This is a genomic window from Roseicyclus persicicus, from assembly GCF_012395815.1.
GTDB classification, from domain to species: Bacteria; Pseudomonadota; Alphaproteobacteria; order Rhodobacterales; family Rhodobacteraceae; genus Roseicyclus; species Roseicyclus persicicus.
This window is the reverse complement of record NZ_JAAZQQ010000002.1, coordinates 533,424-549,364: the sequence shown is the minus strand read 5'-3', so window position 1 is coordinate 549,364 and position 15,941 is coordinate 533,424. Positions and strand designations below refer to the sequence as shown.

The following is a 15,941-nucleotide window of genomic DNA, read 5'->3' as shown; positions in this document are numbered from 1 at the left end:
CGCGCGGCCTAGCCGGTCAGCCCCTGCCAGATCAGCCGGAGCGAGATCAGCACCAGGATCACGTCGAGCGCGATCTTGAACACGCCGTCGGTCATCTTGTTCAGCACGGTCTTGCCGAGGAAGGTGCCCGCCAGCCCCGCGAGGATCAGGGCGAGGATCACCATGGCCCATTGGCCGAAGGCAAAGCCCAGTAGCCCGAAGATCACCACCTTCAGCCCGTGCTGCACCGTCATCAGCGCGGCGTGGGTGGCGACATGGGCGTGGCGCGGCAGGTTGAAGGACTTGGTGTAGTTCGCCACGAACAGGCCCGTGGCGCCGAAGAACATGGTCAGGAAGCTCGACACGCCGCCCGTCAGCCAGGGCCAGCGCGACAGCCATTTCGGCGGCTTGGCGAAGACCGAGTAGATCACGAACAGCCCCACCCCGATCTGCACCACGTTCGGCGGCAGTTCCACCACCACCGCGCCGCCGATGGCCGAGCCGACGAGCGAGCCGATCAGGAAGCCGGGGATCACCGCGGCCCAGCTGATCTGACGGAACAGCATCGCCGCCCGGCCGCCGTTCGACCCCAGCTGCACCACCCCGTGCACCGGGATCAGCGCGGCGGGCGGAACCAGCGTCGCCATGACGGCGAGCAGGAGGCCGCCGCCCCCGATGCCGAGCGCCACGGTAATGAGCGACGCGATGAAGCTCGTCGCCATCAGCACCCAGAAGGACAGTTGCGAAAGCCCCTCGGGAAGGGTCAAGAAGGTCTCGATCATGACAGGGCCTCCGGGCCGGCGAAGGGACACGCGCGATGCAACCGACCTGCGACCTCTACGACCACTTCCTCGACACCGCGGGCGTGCTGCCGCCGGGCCTGCAGCATTTCGGCGGGCGGCGGGCGTTTTCCGGCCCGGCGGTGACGGTCAAGACCCACGAGGTGAACACCCGCGTGCGCGAACTGGCCCATTCCCCGGGCGAGGGCCGGGTGATGGTGGTCGACGGCGGCGGCTCGCTCCGCCGCGCGCTGATGGGGGACGTGCTGGCCGCCAAGGCCGCGGAAAACGGCTGGGCCGGCGCGATCTTCTACGGCGCGGTGCGCGACGTGGACCTGCTGGCGCAGACCGGACTGGGGATCATGGCGCTGGGGCGCACGCCGCGCAAATGCATCCGCGCGGGCGAGGGCGAGGTCGGCCTCGTGCTGGAGATCGAGGGCGTGCGCGTGGCCACCGGCGACCTGATCGTCGCCGACGCCGATGGCGCGCTGGTGATCCCGCAGGGCCTGCCCCTGCCCGGCTGACATGGGCTAGCCCCGCACCTCGGGGTTGATCATGTTGATCGGCGCGCCCGCGGCGTAGGCGTTGATCTGGTCGTAGATGTCGGCGAACTGCAGGTCGAGCTCGTCCTCGGTGACGTAGCCGATATGGGGCGTCGAGATCACGGCCGGGTGCAGCACCAGCGGGTCGACCGGGGCGGCCATCGGCTCGCGGTCGAACACGTCGAGCGCCAGCCGCCCGGGCCGCCCGGCCGCCACCGCCGCCTCGAGCGCGCCCTTTTCGACAAGGCCCGAGCGCGAGGTGTTCACGAAGCTGGCCGTGGGTTTCATCGCCAGAAGGTCGTCGCGGGTTATGATGCCCCTTGTGTCGGGCTTCAGCCGGACATGCACCGACACGAAGTCGCTGTCGGCGAAAAAGGCGTGGCGGCTGGCGGCCAGCGGCGCGCCCTCCTCCGCGGCCCGCGCGCGGCCCTTGTCGGAGGCCCACCAGACGACGTTCATCCCGAAGGCTTCGGCATAGGCCGCGACCTGTTTCGCGATCCGCCCGTAGCCGTAGAGCCCGAGCCGCCGTCCCCGCAGCGTCTGGCCCGGCGCCAGCTGCCAGCGGCCCGCCTGCAGCGAGGCCATCTGCTGCGGGATCTGCCGCGCCGAGGCGAGGATCAGGGCGAAGGTCAGCTCCGCCGCCGCGACGGACGGCGCGTCGGCATGCATGTTCGAGCACAGGAGCACCCCGTTCGCCGTGCAGGCCGGCACATCGACATGGGGGTAGACGCTGCGCTGGCTGATCAGCTTCAGGCCCGGCAGCCGTTCCAGCAGGGGCGCGGTGATCGCGGTGCGCTCGCGGAACAGCACCAGCGCCTCGGCGGGCTGAAGGCGCTCGGCCAGCAGGTCGACGTCGTCGGTGTGGTCGGTCCAGACCGTCACGTCATGGCCGTCGAGCCGGGCAAAGCTCGGCAGCGTCTTCAGCGTGTCGAACCAGTCGTCGAGGATGTGAACCTTCATCGCGTGTCACCTTGTGCGAGGCGGCGGGCCAAATGGCATACCGTCGTATACAATTCCTGCTTCATCGAGGCCAGAGGCTCCGTCACATCGCCGCCAGCTCGGGGTGCGCGCGGCGGATCACGGGCGAGAACACCTTGTCCGAGATCGGCACGTCCCAGACCGCCGCGCCGCCCGTGGCCGCGAAATCGGCGATCATCGCGGGCAGTGCGGCAAGGTCGGTGACGGTCTGCCCGCCGATGCCGAAGCCGCGGGCGATGGCGGCAAGGTCCGTGGGCCCGAAGACAGCGCCGGTGTCGGGCAGCCCCTCGGCGCGGAGCTTGTGGATCTCGGAGCCGTAGGCGCGGTCGTTCAGGACGACGATCAGGATGTTCAGGCCATGCCGGCGGATCGTCTCCAGCTCCTGCACATGCATCATCAGGCTGCCGTCGCCGTCGAACAGCACCACGGTTTCCCCCGGCCGCGCGGCGGCGACGCCCATGGCGAAGGAGATGCCGTTGCCGATGGCCCCGAACTCGCGGATCGTCAGGAACTTCGCCTGCGGGCGCGAGGGCATGTGAGCAAAGAAGTAGGAGCAGTGGCCGGAGGAATTCACCATCTGCCAGTCGCTTGGCAGGTGTTCTTCAAGTGCCGCGACAACATCGCGGGGGTCGTGGAGGCCGGGTTCGGGCGGGAACACGGAGGCATCGGCGGGCGCGGTGGCGATGCGGTGGGCCAGCGCGTCGCTCCGCCAGTCGGGGGCGCGCGGGGTGACGGCGGCGGCGAGTGCCTCCACCCCAAGCCGGGCGTCGGCCCGGAGGTGGGCGTGGGCGGCGACGCGCCCCTGCGAGATCGCCTGCGGGGCCACGTCGATCTGCAGGACGCGGGCCTTGGGCCAAAGCTTGCCCGCATCCGCGTTGTGGGACGCGAGCGAGCAGCCGACGGCGATGACGAGGTCGGCCTCGGCGAAGCAGGCCCGCGCGGTGTCGGAGGAAAAGCCGCCGGCGACCCCGAGGCAGAAGCGGTCGCCCGCGAACAGCCCCCGGGCGGGCAGCGTGGTGGCGAGCGGCGCGTCGAGGCGGTCGGCCAGCGCGCGGCAGGCGTCGGCCGCCCCCGCCTCGGCCGCCCCCAGCCCGGCCATGACGATCACCCGGCGCGCGTCCGCGACCAGCGCGGCGGCACGGGCCACGTCATCGGGATGCGGCGGCATGGGCGACGGCGTGGGCAGGATCGCGGTGGAAGGCGCGGGCAGCTTGTCCGGGCCGGACCACGCGAGGTGCTGCAGGTCGAAGGGGATGCCGAGGACCACGGGCTTGCGCGTCATCCGCGCCTCGAGAAAGGCGTCGCGGATCGCGGCGGGCATCCGTTCGGGCCAGTGCAGTGCGCGGTATGTGGCGCCGGTGGCGGTGACGAAGGGCGCCTGGTCGATGGCCTGGTTGTACCAGCCCTTGGAAATGGGCGCCTCGCCCGCCAGCACCACCAGCGGGATGTTCGCGCGCACCGCCGCCGGCAGCGCCGTCATCAGCTGGGTCAGGCCCGGCCCGCAGGTCACCGTGGCCAGCCCCACCTCGCCCGTCTTGCGGGCATAGGCCATGGCGGCGGCCACCGCGCAGTGCTCGTGCCTCACATAGACCATCCGCGTGCCGCCCTCGGCCAGCCGGGTGGCGAAGTTCATGTTGGCGTCGCCGAGCAGCGCGAAACAGGTGCCGGTCCCCTCCTGCGCCACGGCGCGGGCGAGGATGTCGAAGACGTGCAGGCCGTGGCCCATGCCCTCAGCCCTCCATCAAACGCGCCGGCACGAAGACCTCGCCCCGCGCGATCAGGCGGGCGGTGCGGACGACACCGGCCGAGTGGAACTCGAACCGGTCGCCGTCGCGGGTGAAGGTCACGAGCACCTCCATCTCGCCCATCGGGTGCTCGATGCGGATCATCTCGGGCGAGCCCTTGACCGGCGCGGCGATGCCCTCCGCCACCGTCCCCGGCGCGATCGCGCAGGCGGCAAGGCACTGGGAGCCGGTGACGGCCAGGGACGGGTGCGTCTCCCACGGCATGAAGTAGCGCGCGGTCAGGTGCGCGCCCCCGGCCCGCGGCGGGGCGATCAGGCCGATCTTGGGCACGACGGATTTGGTCACGTCGCCGAGGCCCATCCGCTGCCCGGCCTCGAGCCGCACCGCCTCCATCCGGGCGAACAGGTCCTTGTTGGCGTCGAGTTCTCCTTGCGTCTCGTAGCCCGTCATCCCGAAATCGGCGGCCCGCGCGATCATCATCGGCATCGCCACGTCGACGCAGGACACCTCGATCCCGCCGATCACGTCGGTCCGGTTGCCGGTCGGGAACATCACGCCGGTGCGCGAGCCCACCACGTCGAGGAAGTTCAGCGCCACCGGCGCCGCCGTGCCGGGCACGCCCGCGATCTCGACGTCGCCCTCGTAGGACACGCGGCCGCCCGGCGTCTGCACGATGGCCTCGATCAGCGCGCCGGTGTTGACCGCGCGGATGCGCACCGGGGTCTGCCCGTCCTGCGCGGGGACGATGCCCATCTCGATGGCGGCGGGGCCGACGCCGACGAGGATGTTGCCACAGGTCGGCGCGAAGTCGACCAGCCGCTCGGTCACCGAGACCTGACCGAAGAAATAGTCGACGTCGACGCCCGGATCCGCGGATTTCGACAGCATGGCGACCTTGGTGGTCACGGCGTTGCCGCCGCCGATGCCGTCGATGTTGAGCGGGTGGCCCGCGCCGACCACGGCCATCAGCACCTCGGCCAGCCGGTCCCGGTCCTCGGGCAGGTCGGAACGGTGGAAATAGGGCCCGCGCGAGGTGCCGCCGCGGAGGAAGTGATAGGGGATCGCGACCTGTGTCATCTGTCTGCCTGTTCTGCGATGTGTCTCAGGATGGCCTCGGTCATGGCACGGGTGCCCGCCGTGCCGCCGAGATCTTGGGTGCGCGTCGCGGGATCGGCGAGGGCGGCATCCAGCGCCGCCCAGATCGCCGCCGCGGGGCCGGCGTGGCCCAGATGCGCGAGGAGCATGGCCGCCGAACCGATCAGCGAGCCGGGGTTGGCGCGGTCCTGCCCGGCGATGGACGGGGCCGAGCCGTGCTGTGCCTGCGCCACCGCGTGGGTGTCGCCGTGGTTCAGCGAGGCGGCAAGCCCGAGGCCGCCCGCCAGTTCCGCGGCGAGGTCCGACAGGATGTCGCCGAACATGTTCGTGGCGATCAGCACCTCGAAGCGCGCGGGGTCGCGGACGAGAAGCGCGGCGGCGGCGTCGACCAAGAGCTCCTCCACCGCGATCCCGGGGTAGTCGGCGGCGACGGCGCGGGTGCAGTCAAGGAACAGCCCGTCCGACAGGCGCAGCACGTTCGCCTTGTGGATCACGGTCACCGTCTTCGCGCCGCGCCGGCGGGCGAGCGCGAAGCCCGCCCGCGCGATGGCGAGGCTGTTTTCCCGCGTGATCTTGCGCACGGCCAGCGCGAGGTCGGGGGTGGGCATGAACTCGCCCGGCCCCACCTCCATGTTGCGGTCGGCGTAGAAGCCTTCGAGGTTCTCGCGCACCACGACCATGTCGACGGCGTGGCCGGTGGGCGTCTTCACCGCGGGGTGCGACCGGGCGGGGCGGATGTTGGAATAAAGCCCCAGCGCCTTCCTCAGCACGCCCGAGGGGTTCCGCCCGCCTTCGGCCACCGGCGGGTAGGCGTTGTGCGACACCGGCCCGAGGATCACGCCGTCCACCGCCCGCGCCCGGTCGATCACCGCGTCAGGGATCGTGGTGCCGGTGGCAGCCAGCGCCGGGAAGCCGATCTCGGCCCGCTCGATCGCCAGCGCCACGCCGAAGCGCGCGCAGGCCGTCGCGGCCACCCGTTCGGTCGCCGCGGTGATCTCGGGGCCGATGCCGTCCCCCGCAAGGGAAAGCAGCGTCAGGGTCATCGGAGCGGCCACGGCAGGTTGGTGTATTCCTGCAGCAGGCCCGGCGGGAAGTCGCGCCCGAGCACGTTGGCCAGGAACAGGATGAAGCCGATCCCCGCCGCGGCGTAGAGCACCGCCGACAGCCACGACAGCCGCGCCCGCAGCCGGAAGAAGGTGACGAAGAAGATCGCCAGCGCGATGACGAGACCAAACAGGCCCGACAGGATCAGGAGCCCGAGGAACCACGACAGCGTGCGCCACAGGCCGTGGGGCGCCTCGGCGTCGGCGCCGCCGGATTCGAGGTCGATGAAGGCATCGTCGGTCTCGGGCCGGCGCATCATCCGCACCAGCAGGACCAGGCAGGCGATCATCGTGGCGATCCCGACGGTCAGCGGGAACACCTTGTCGCCGAAGCGGCTGATGGTGGCGGCGTCCACGATGGCCACGCCGACATAGGCGGTGACGACCAGCATGAACAGGAACGGGGCGCGCTTGGTGCCGGTGTAGGTCTCGATGTTCTCGCGGATGTTCTTGGACTGCCGGATGCCGATGACGATGGACAGCACGGTCAGCACCAGGATCGTCACCGTGATCGGCGAGACGATGTAGTCGAGCCCCGCCTCGAAGCTGCGGCGGAACCGGGCCGAGGCGATCTGGGTCGCCATGTTGGTGAACTGCTCGGCCTGGTGCGACAGCACGAAGCCGATCAGGAAGGCCGGCCGCGAGAAATCGAAGCGGCGCAGGAGGATGCCGATCAGGCCGATGCCCACCAGCGCCACGAGGTCGCCCAGCGACTGCCGCGACTGGAAGGCGGCGAAGGCGATCATCATGAACAGGAACGGCGCCAGCAGCGTGAAGCGGATCGTGGTCAGCTTGGCGATCTGGTTCGACAGCAGCACGCAGAGCCCCGCGCCGATCACGTTGGCCAGCGCCAGCGACCAGACGATGGTGTAGGTGATGTCGAGGTCCTGCCGGATCATCGCGGGGCCGGGCGACATGCCCAGGAGCGCGAGGCCGCCGAGGAACACCGCCATCGACCCCGACCCGGGAATGCCGAAGATCAGCGTCGGCACAAGGCCCCCGCCCTCCTTGGCGTTGTTCGAGCTCTCGGGCGCGATGACGCCGCGGATGTCGCCCTGGCCGAACTTCTCGCGGTCCTTGGTCGACTGCACGGCGTAGCCGTAGGCGATCCAGTCCACGACCGAGCCGCCGAGGCCGGGGATGACCCCGACGACCACGCCGATGGCGGCGCACTTGGTCGACAGCCACTTGTTGTTCCACCAGTCGCGCAACCCGTGCAGCCAGCCGCGGCCGAGCTTGCCCGCCCCCGCGATCGGCTTGTCCTGCCGCAGCAGCGACACGACCTCGGGGATGGCGTAGATGCCGAGGCCGACGATGACGAGCGAGAAGCCGTCGACGAGATAGGGAATGTCGTAGGTCGACATCCGCAGCGACCCGCCCGCGGGCGCCGAGCCGATGGTGCCGAGCAGCAGGCCCAGGCCGCAGGCGATGACACCCTTGAGCGGCACCCGGCCGGCGAGGATGGCGACCATCGACATGCCGAGGATGGTGATCATCATCATCTCGGGCAGGCCGAAGGCGAGGATCAGGGGCCGCGCGACGAAGATGATGCAGGTCAGGATCATCGCGCCGAACAGCCCGCCGTAGAGCGACGAGACGAAGGCCGCGGCCAGCGCCCGGCCCGCCTCGCCCTTGCGCGCCAGCGGGAAGCCGTCGAGCACGGTCGCCTGGCTGGCCGAGGATCCGGGGATGCCGAGCAGCACCGAGGAAAACGTGTCGGAGGTGGGGATGACCGCGATCAGGCCGACCATCAGCGCGAGGCCCGCGACCGGGTCCATGCCGAACATGAAGGGCAGCACCAACGACAGGCCGGCGATGCCGCCGAGGCCCGGCAGCACGCCGATCGACAGACCGAGGAGAACGCCGGCGCACAGGAACATCAGCTGCTGCGGCTGGAACAGAAGCGTCAGGGCCTCGCCCAGCGCGGGCAAGGCGACGTTGAGGATGTCCATGGAAGTCCCCCGGATCGGCCGTCAGGAAAGGGCCCCCCGCCGCGCGGGCGGGGGGCGTTGGGCACGGGCGGCGCTTATTCCAGCGTCACGCCGTAGTCTTCGCGCAGCCAGTCGAGCACGAACTGGCGCGCCTCGTCAGACACGGTGATCGCCGCCTCGTGGGCCACGACCGCCGCCTCGCCGATCATCTGCGGGTAGACGCCGAGCTCGGCCGCCGAGATCTCGTCGAAGTCGGGGCGGGCGAGGATCTCGGCAAGGGCCTCCTCGTAGAGCGCGACCACCTCGGGCGCGGTGCCGCCGGGCAGGTAGACCAGCTTCTGCGCGGCGAAGCCCGACACGAAGAAGGCGCGCCACGCCTCCCAGGCCGTGCCCTCGGTCTCGCAGCCCGCGGTCGCCTCGCAGATCTCGGCGAAGGTCGGGATGTCGGGGAAGGTCGGGTCGCGGACGATGTTGCCGTCGTCGTCCAGGATGCCCCAGCTCATGACCGGCACGGCCAGGCCCTGGTCGACCAGCGGCTGCACGCTGGCGATGTAGGCCGACGAGGTCTGGTAGTCGATGTTGGCCTCGCCGCGCTCGAACATCAGGCGGCCATCACCGCGGCCCTCGATGCCGAAAACCGGCTCGACCTGCAGGCCCAGCATCCGGAACGCGAGCAGCGGCACGAGGTCGAGCGTGGTCGCGCCCTGGCTGCCGAAGATGAAGAACTCGTCCTGCAGGTCGTCCATGTCGCCGTCGAAGCGCGCGCCGAGATCGGCCGGCAGGTAGACCACGCCGCCCGTGCCCGAGGCGAGCACCGGGATCCAGTCGCGATATTCGTAGCGCACGCGCGGGTCGCGCAGCAGGTAGGGGAACTGGGTCGAGCCCGAGGTGCCGAAGATCAGCGTGCCGTCATTGTCGCCCTGGTTCTCCTGGAACCAGTTGGCGCCCGCGGTCGAGCCCGCGCCGGGGCGGTAGACCACGACGGTGGTGGGGTTGCCGTCGAGCGCCTCGCTGAGCAGCGGCGCGAAGAAGTTGGCCCAGCGGGCCGAGCCGCCCGATTCCGAGAACGGGATCACGAATTCGACGGTCTCGCCGGCGAGGTCGGCATGGGCGGTCTGCGGCAGGCCGGCGGTGAGGGCCAGCGCCGAGACGGCGCACAGCGACAGGGCCACGCGGCGCGTGGCGGACAAGTGGTTCATGGTATCCTCCCTTGGACGCCACGGGCTCCCTCCCGCGGCTGTTCGTGCAGGACGGTTTCCGCCCTTGCCGGACCGTACATCACCTGCGAACCTTGCACCAAGCTTTCGTGCCTTGGGAAAATTCGGGGAGGGATCGGCCGGGTGCGGATCGTGGTGGTCGAGGATAACGCCGCGCTGGCAAAGGGAATTTCCTACCGGCTGCAGGATCTGGGTCATGGCGTCGACTGGCTGTGCGACGGCGACCAGGCCGACGCGTTCCTGCGGCAGGAGGGCTCGGACCTGCTGATTCTCGACATCAACCTGCCCGGCGCGGACGGCCTGACGGTCCTGCGCAACCTGCGTGCACGGGGCGACGAACGCCCGGTCCTGATCCTGACCGCGCGGGCCGAGACCGAACACCGGGTGCGGGGCCTGGACGCCGGCGCCGACGACTACCTGGTGAAACCCTTCGAGATGGACGAGCTCGAGGCCCGCGTGCGCGCGCTGACCCGGCGCAGCCCGCGCCCGATCCGGCGGGTGCTGAGCTTTGGGCCGGTCAGCCTCGACTGCGACGCCCGGCAGGTGGCGATCGCGGGCGTGCCGCTCGACCTGCCCCGCCGCGAGGTGAGCCTGCTGGAAAAGCTCCTGACCGCGCAGGGCCGCGCGGTATCCAAGCAGGACCTGCTCGACCACATCTACGGCACCGGCGCCGACGTCGAGGAGGCCGCGGTCGAGGTCCACATCTCGCGGCTGCGCAAGCGGCTGCGCCCGCACGGCCTGTCGATCCGGGTGCAGCGCGGCATCGGCTACAGCCTGGCCGAGGCGGCGGCGGGGGCGGCATGAGGGCGGCCACCTCGCTCCGCCTGCGGCTGACGGCGATCATCCTGGTGCCGCTTCTGTCCATCGCGCTGGCGGTGGGGTTCTGGCAGGTGCACGACGCCCGCGAAAAGGCCGCCGACATCTTCGACCGGAGCCTCTTGACCGTGGCGCTTGCGGTCACCGGCGACGTGGCGCGGTCGAACGGCAACGCCCTGTCGCTGGAAACCCGCGACCTCCTGGGCGACACCTCGGGCGGGCCGGTGTTCTACCACGTCTACGCGCCCAACGGCTACTACGTCACCGGCTACGCCACGCCCCCCGTCCGCCACGCGGCCGAGCCCTGGCCGGACGAGCCCTACACCTACTACAACTCCACCTACCACGGCGACGCGGTGCGCGCGCTGCGCCTGCGCGACGTGACCACGGTCGACGGCATCACGGGCCTGTTCACCATCACCGTCTGGCAGCATGTCGAGGTGCGCGACGCCGTGGTGCGCGACCTCGCGCGGCGGGCCTTCATCGTGATGGCGATCCTGATCGGCACGGTGGCCTTCGTGGTGTGGTTCGGGGTGCGGATCGGCCTGCGCCCCCTGACCGACCTCGAGGACGCGATCTCGCGGCGCTCGGGGGGCGACCTGTCGCCGATCCGCCGCCCGGTGCCGCCCGAGATCCGGGGGCTGGTGCTGCGGCTGAACACGCTGTTCGGGCAAGTCGAGGCGTCGATGGCGCGGCAGGCGAGCTTCATCTCGAACGCCGCGCACCAGCTGCGCAACCCCATCGCGGGCGTCCTGGCCATGGCCGAGGCGGTGCGCTCGGCCCCCTCGGACCAGGCGGCGCGGGACCGGGCCGGGGAGCTGCTGGTCTCGGCCCGCCACGTCAAGGACCTTGCCAACAAGCTCCTCACGCTGGAGCGGGCGACGACCGCCACCGGCCACGACGAGCGACTGGAGGTGGGCGAACTGCTGGAGGACGTGACCGACCGGTTCCGCGCCACGGCCCGGGCGCAGGGCGTGGCCCTCAGCCTCGCCCTGCCCGAGGACGAGGTGCTGGCCGAGGCCGACCCGGTGATGCTGCGCGAGGCGGTGGCGAACCTCGTCGACAACGCGCTGCGCCACGGCGGCCCGGACCTCGGGCGCGTGGCGGTGGGGCTGTCGGCCGGCGACGGGCTGGCACAGGTCACGGTGGCCGACGACGGGCGCGGCGTAGCGGCCGAGGACGTGGAGACGGTGCTGTCGCGCTTCGGGCAGGCGGGGCCGTCCGAGGGCAGCGGGCTGGGCCTGTCCATCGCCGAGGCGGTGGCCGAACGGCACGGCGGCGCCATCGCGCTGGCCCCGTCCGAGGGTGGCGGGCTGCTGGTGACGCTGACGATCCCGGCCGCCGTCGAGGACGGCGCGCCGATGCGGCAGGCGGCGGAGTGACGGCGCCCTAGCCGGGCGGCCCGCCCTGCCCCCGGTCCGTGACCCGGAACAGCCGCGCCGCCAGCGGGGCGCCGGTGATGACCAGCAGGATCCGCGTCAGGTGGTGCACGATGACGAAGCCGAGGTCGGCCCCCGCCACGATGGCCAGCACCGTCATCTCGGCCTGCCCGCCGGGCGCGAAGGCGAGGAAGCCCTCGACCGGCGCGGCCACCCCGAGCAGCACCACGATCTCGGTGAACAGCGCCGCGAGCCCCGCGAGGATCAGCACGAAGACGATGCCCGCCGCGACGTCGCGGCGCAGCTCGTGCAGCGTCACGCCGACGTAGCCCACGCCGATGCCGATCCCGATCATGTATTGCGCCACCAGGATCGCCTCGGCGGGCGGGCGGAAATGGATGACATCCAGAAGGCTGAGGGCCGCCGTCACGATCAGCGGCCCGAGGATCGAGGCGCCGAACAGCCCGATCCGCTCGCCGCCCTTCCAGCCGACCAGCGCGGCCACCACCATGATGGCGAGTTCCGACAGCGGCAGGTCGGCCACCGGCTGGCCGATGGGGTTGTCGAGCGACTGGCCGAAGCCGAAGGTCAGGATCAGCGGCGCCAGCGTGATGATGACCAGCACGCGGGTGGCGTGGATCAGGCTGAGCGCGCGCACGTCGGCGCCCGCCTCCTGCCCGAACACCACCATGTCCTGCAGCCCCCCCGGCATCGCGGCGTACCACGAGGTCGGCCAGTCGAAGCCGTAGACCTTCCGGAAGAAGGGCACGCCGATGGCCGCGATGACGAGGATGTAGATCGGGATCAGCGCCACCGACAGCGCCATCTGCGGCAGCTCGGCGATCAGCGCGGGCGTCACCGAGGCCCCCACCGCGACCCCGAGGATCGTGCGCGCGCCCACCGACACCTGCCCCATGCCCCGCAGCCGCACCCCCGCCAGCGCCGCGATCAGGCAGGCGGTCATCGGCCCGAACAGAAAGGGCAGCGGCAGGCCCATAGCCCAGAACACCGCCACGCCGGCGGTGGCCAGCGCCACGGTCACGGCGCGGTCCCGCGCGGCTTGGGAAAGGGGAAAGGCCATCGGCTACTCCGTCTTGCATCCCCTTGTATCCAACTGTATGCAACTTGCAACCGAAAGGAGCCCGCGGTGGCCGAGAAACCCGACACACGACCGGCCGGCCGGCCCGAGACGGGCCAGGGCCGCGACGCCTACGAGCGGCTGATCGCGGAGATCCGCGCAGGCGCGCTGCGGCCCGGCGACCGGCTGACCGAGACGGAGCTGGCCGAGCGGCTGGGCATCTCGCGCACGCCGGTGCGCGAGGCGATAAGGCTGCTGGAGGCCGACGGGCTGGTCGAGCACCAGCCCCGCGCGGGCGCGCGCATCCGGCGGCTGGATCTCGCCGAGGTGACCGAGCTTTACGAGATGCGCGCGGTGCTGGAGGGGACGGCGGCGCGCTTCGCCGCGCGGGCGGCCTATGACAGCGAGCTGGCCGAGCTGGAGGCGATCAACGCCGAGATGCAGGCGGCGGCGGGCAACGCGGAGCGGCTTTATCACGCCAACCGGCAGTTCCACGGCGTCCTGCTGAACGCCGCGCGGAACCGGTTCCTGTGGCGGTCGGTCGAGGCGGTGCAGAAGACGCTCCTGATCCTCGGCCGGTCCACGATGGAGGAGGCCGACCGCGCTCAGGCGGCGGTGGCGGAACACGCGGCCGTTCTGGCGGCCCTGCGCGCCCATGACGGGGACGCGGCCGAGGCGGCGATGCGGCGACATATCGAGGGGGCGCACCGGGCGCGGCTGAAACAGCTGCGCGACCTGGCCACGGAGGGAGGGGAGAGCGCATGACACGGGTGGACGGGATCACCTGGGACGTGGTCGTGGTGGGCGGCGGCAACGCGGCCCTTTGCGCGGCCATAGAGGCGGCGGAGACGGGCGCGCGCGTCCTGATGCTCGAGGCCGCGCCCAAGACCTACCGGGGCGGCAATTCGCGCCACACCCGCAACTTCCGCTGCATGCACCACGGGCCCCTGTCGGTGCTGACCGGCAGCTACGAGGAAGACGAGTATTTCGACGACCTGATCCGCGTCACCAAGGGCAAGACCGACGAGGACCTGGCCCGCATGACCATCCGCGACAGCGAGGCCTGCCTGCCCTGGATGGAACGCCATGGCGTCGCGTTCCAGCCGTCGCTGTCGGGCACGCTGTCCTTGTCGCGCACCAACGCCTTCTTCCTCGGCGGCGGCAAGGCGCTGGTGAACGCCTATTACAACACCGCCGAGGACCTCGGCGTCACCGTCCGCTACGAGGCCGAGGTGACCCATGTCACGGTCGAGGGCGGCCGGTTCCAGGGTCTCGACGCCCGCATCGGGGGCCAGGACGTGCGGATCGAGGGCCGCGCGCTGGTGCTGGCCTCTGGCGGGTTCCAGGCCGACATCGACTGGCTGGCCGACGCCTGGGGGCCCGCGGCGCGCAACTTCCTGATCCGGGGCACCCCCTACAACCGCGGCGTCTTGCTGCGCGACATGCTCGACCAGGGCGCCGACAGCGTGGGCGACCCGACGCAATGCCACGCGGTCGCCATCGACGGGCGCTCGCCCAAGTTCGACGGCGGGATCGTGACCCGGCTCGACTGCGTGCCCTTCTCGGTCGTGGTGAACCGGGATGGCGACCGGTTCTACGACGAGGGCGAGGATGTCTGGCCCAAGCGCTACGCGATCTGGGGCCGGCTGGTGGCCGCCCAGCCCGACCAGGTGGCCTATTCGATCATCGACTCGAAATCCATCAACCTGTTCATGCCCTCGGTGTTTCCGCCCGAAAAGGCCGACACGATCGAGGGGCTGGCGCAGAAGCTGGGCCTGCCCGGCAACAAGCTGCGCGAGACCGTCGACGCCTTCAACGCCGCCTGCCGCGCCGGCACCTTCCACCCGACGGAGCTGGACGGGCTGGCCACCGAGGGGATCACGCCGCCCAAGACAAACTGGGCCCGGCCCATCACCGAGCCGCCCTTCTACGGCTATTCGCTCCGGCCCGGCGTGACCTTCACCTATCTCGGCCTCCGGGTGGACCGCACCGCGCGGGTGTCCGCCGGGGGCGCGCGGCTCCACAACATCTGGGCCGCGGGCGAGATCATGGCCGGCTCGATCCTCGGCGAGGGGTATCTCGCCGGCTTCGGCATGACCATCGGGACCGTTTTCGGACGCATCGCGGGCCAGGAGGCCGCCGCCCATGTCGCTTGACATCACCCCCACCCTGACCGCCACCGAGGAAGCCCGCCGGCAGGTCGAGATCTGCAACGCCTGCCGCTATTGCGAGGGCTACTGCGCCGTCTTCCCCGCCGCCTTCGCGGAACGCGAGTTCGCGGACGCCGACATCACGCAGCTCGCCAGCCTGTGCCACAACTGCCGCGGCTGCTACTACGCCTGCCAGTACACCGACCCGCACGAGTTCGCCCTGAACCTGCCCGCCGCACTGGCCGAGGTGCGGGTGGAAAGCTGGGCGCGCTTCGCCTGGCCGGGGCCCTTCGCGCGGCTGTTCCAGACCAACGGCGTGGCGCTGGCCGCGGCGCTGGTCGTCGGCACCGCACTGATCTTCGCGGCGATCCGGGCGCTGGGCACCGGGGCGGGCGACGGGTTCTACGCCTACCTGTCGCACAGCGCGATGGTGGCGATCTTCGCCCCCGCCTTCCTGTTCCCGCTGCTGGCCCTTGCCGTCGGCGTGCGGCGCTACTGGGCCGAGGTGGGCGGTGCGCGGGTCGCGTGGGCGGACCTGAAGGCGGCGCTGGTCGACGCGGGGCGGATGCGCAACCTGTCGGGCGGAGCGGCCGAGGGCTGCAACTACGAGAAGGGCGACCGCTATTCCGTGGCGCGCAAACACGCGCACCACGCGGTGGTCTGGGGGTTCCTGCTGTGCTTTGCCTCCACCTCCTCGGGCACGGTGCTGCACTACCTGTTCGACATGCCCGCCCCCTACCCTTTCCTCAGCCTGCCCAAGCTCCTTGGCGTGCCCGGCGGCCTCCTGCTGACCGTCGGCGCCGTGGGCCTTGCGGTGCTGAAGCTCAAGGCCGACCGGGCGCTCGGGGCGGCCGGGGCCTGGGGCGGCGAGATGGCCTTCGTGATCCTGCTGGGCCTCACGGGTCTGACGGGCCTCATGCTCTACGCCGCGACGGGCACCGGGCTGGTCGGGCCGCTGCTGGCGCTGCACCTCGGCACCGTGCTCGCCTTCTTCGTGACCCTGCCCTATTCCAAGATGGCCCACGCCGCCTATCGCCTGGCGGCGCTGACCCGCGACGCGCAGCAGCGCCGGGCGCGGGGCTGAGGGCGGCGGGCCCCGGTCAGCCGGTGTCGCAGGGGGCGCCGGAACCTTGAGCCGCGCCGCCCCGG

The 15,941-nt window shown here is 71.4% G+C and carries 14 protein-coding genes; 6 read left to right on the top strand and 8 right to left on the bottom strand.

Annotation, left to right across the window (positions count from 1 at the left end; genetic code table 11):
- Positions 1-8: 8 nt before the first annotated feature.
- Positions 9-761: a sulfite exporter TauE/SafE family protein gene (locus tag HCU73_RS08020; protein ID WP_168622897.1), complete on the bottom strand. Its 753-nt coding sequence runs from the start codon at positions 759-761 to the stop codon at positions 9-11.
- A gap of 35 nt (positions 762-796) precedes the next feature.
- Here HCU73_RS08020 and rraA point away from each other — a divergent pair, with 35 nt between their 5' ends.
- Positions 797-1,282 carry a ribonuclease E activity regulator RraA gene (rraA, locus tag HCU73_RS08015; protein WP_168622896.1) on the top strand — a complete coding sequence of 162 codons (486 nt, stop codon included), beginning with the start codon at positions 797-799 and terminating at the stop codon, positions 1,280-1,282.
- Positions 1,283-1,288: 6 nt separating this feature from the next.
- On the opposite strand, the gene HCU73_RS08010 is transcribed toward rraA, so the two are convergent.
- The 6 genes from HCU73_RS08010 to HCU73_RS07985 all read right to left on the bottom strand — a co-directional run bounded on the left by HCU73_RS08010 (position 1,289) and on the right by HCU73_RS07985 (position 9,351).
- Positions 1,289-2,260 (bottom strand): D-2-hydroxyacid dehydrogenase family protein, encoded by a 972-nt coding sequence (locus tag HCU73_RS08010; protein WP_168622895.1) that lies wholly within the window; start codon positions 2,258-2,260, stop codon positions 1,289-1,291.
- 82 nt (positions 2,261-2,342) lie between these two features.
- Entirely contained in the window at positions 2,343-4,004 is a 1,662-nt protein-coding gene (locus tag HCU73_RS08005) for a thiamine pyrophosphate-binding protein (RefSeq protein WP_168622894.1), read from the bottom strand.
- Positions 4,005-4,008: 4 nt separating this feature from the next.
- Positions 4,009-5,100 carry a 4-oxalomesaconate tautomerase gene (locus HCU73_RS08000; RefSeq protein ID WP_168622893.1) on the bottom strand — a complete coding sequence of 364 codons (1,092 nt, stop codon included), beginning with the start codon at positions 5,098-5,100 and terminating at the stop codon, positions 4,009-4,011.
- Complete coding sequence (locus HCU73_RS07995; protein ID WP_168622892.1) at positions 5,097-6,161, bottom strand: isocitrate/isopropylmalate dehydrogenase family protein; 1,065 nt, start codon at positions 6,159-6,161, stop codon at positions 5,097-5,099. The genes HCU73_RS08000 and HCU73_RS07995 overlap by 4 nt, the downstream gene beginning before the upstream one ends.
- Positions 6,158-8,173, bottom strand: a complete 2,016-nt coding sequence (locus HCU73_RS07990; protein ID WP_168622891.1) for a tripartite tricarboxylate transporter permease — start codon at positions 8,171-8,173, stop codon at positions 6,158-6,160. The genes HCU73_RS07995 and HCU73_RS07990 overlap by 4 nt, the downstream gene beginning before the upstream one ends.
- 74 nt (positions 8,174-8,247) lie before the next feature.
- Positions 8,248-9,351 carry a Bug family tripartite tricarboxylate transporter substrate binding protein gene (locus HCU73_RS07985; protein WP_168622890.1) on the bottom strand — a complete coding sequence of 368 codons (1,104 nt, stop codon included), beginning with the start codon at positions 9,349-9,351 and terminating at the stop codon, positions 8,248-8,250.
- A 141-nt stretch (positions 9,352-9,492) separates the two neighbouring features.
- Between HCU73_RS07985 and HCU73_RS07980 the strand changes: the two genes are divergently transcribed.
- Both HCU73_RS07980 and HCU73_RS07975 read left to right on the top strand, forming a co-directional pair.
- A complete protein-coding gene (locus tag HCU73_RS07980) occupies positions 9,493-10,173 on the top strand; it encodes a response regulator (RefSeq protein ID WP_168622889.1) in 681 nt (226 codons plus the stop codon).
- Positions 10,170-11,567: a sensor histidine kinase gene (locus tag HCU73_RS07975; protein WP_168622888.1), complete on the top strand. Its 1,398-nt coding sequence runs from the start codon at positions 10,170-10,172 to the stop codon at positions 11,565-11,567. The genes HCU73_RS07980 and HCU73_RS07975 overlap by 4 nt, the downstream gene beginning before the upstream one ends.
- A gap of 7 nt (positions 11,568-11,574) precedes the next feature.
- On the opposite strand, the gene HCU73_RS07970 is transcribed toward HCU73_RS07975, so the two are convergent.
- Positions 11,575-12,645, bottom strand: a complete 1,071-nt coding sequence (locus HCU73_RS07970; protein ID WP_168622887.1) for an AbrB family transcriptional regulator — start codon at positions 12,643-12,645, stop codon at positions 11,575-11,577.
- 66 nt (positions 12,646-12,711) lie between these two features.
- Between HCU73_RS07970 and HCU73_RS07965 the strand changes: the two genes are divergently transcribed.
- Genes HCU73_RS07965 through tcuB form a run of 3 tightly spaced genes read left to right on the top strand, consistent with a single transcriptional unit; the run spans position 12,712 to position 15,876 of the window.
- Entirely contained in the window at positions 12,712-13,407 is a 696-nt protein-coding gene (locus HCU73_RS07965; RefSeq protein WP_168622886.1) for an FCD domain-containing protein, read from the top strand.
- A complete protein-coding gene (gene tcuA, locus HCU73_RS07960; protein WP_168622885.1) occupies positions 13,404-14,798 on the top strand; it encodes an FAD-dependent tricarballylate dehydrogenase TcuA in 1,395 nt (464 codons plus the stop codon). Before HCU73_RS07965 ends, tcuA begins: the two co-directional genes overlap by 4 nt.
- Positions 14,788-15,876 (top strand): tricarballylate utilization 4Fe-4S protein TcuB, encoded by a 1,089-nt coding sequence (gene tcuB / locus HCU73_RS07955; protein ID WP_168622884.1) that lies wholly within the window; start codon positions 14,788-14,790, stop codon positions 15,874-15,876. Before tcuA ends, tcuB begins: the two co-directional genes overlap by 11 nt.
- Positions 15,877-15,941: the final 65 nt, after the last annotated feature.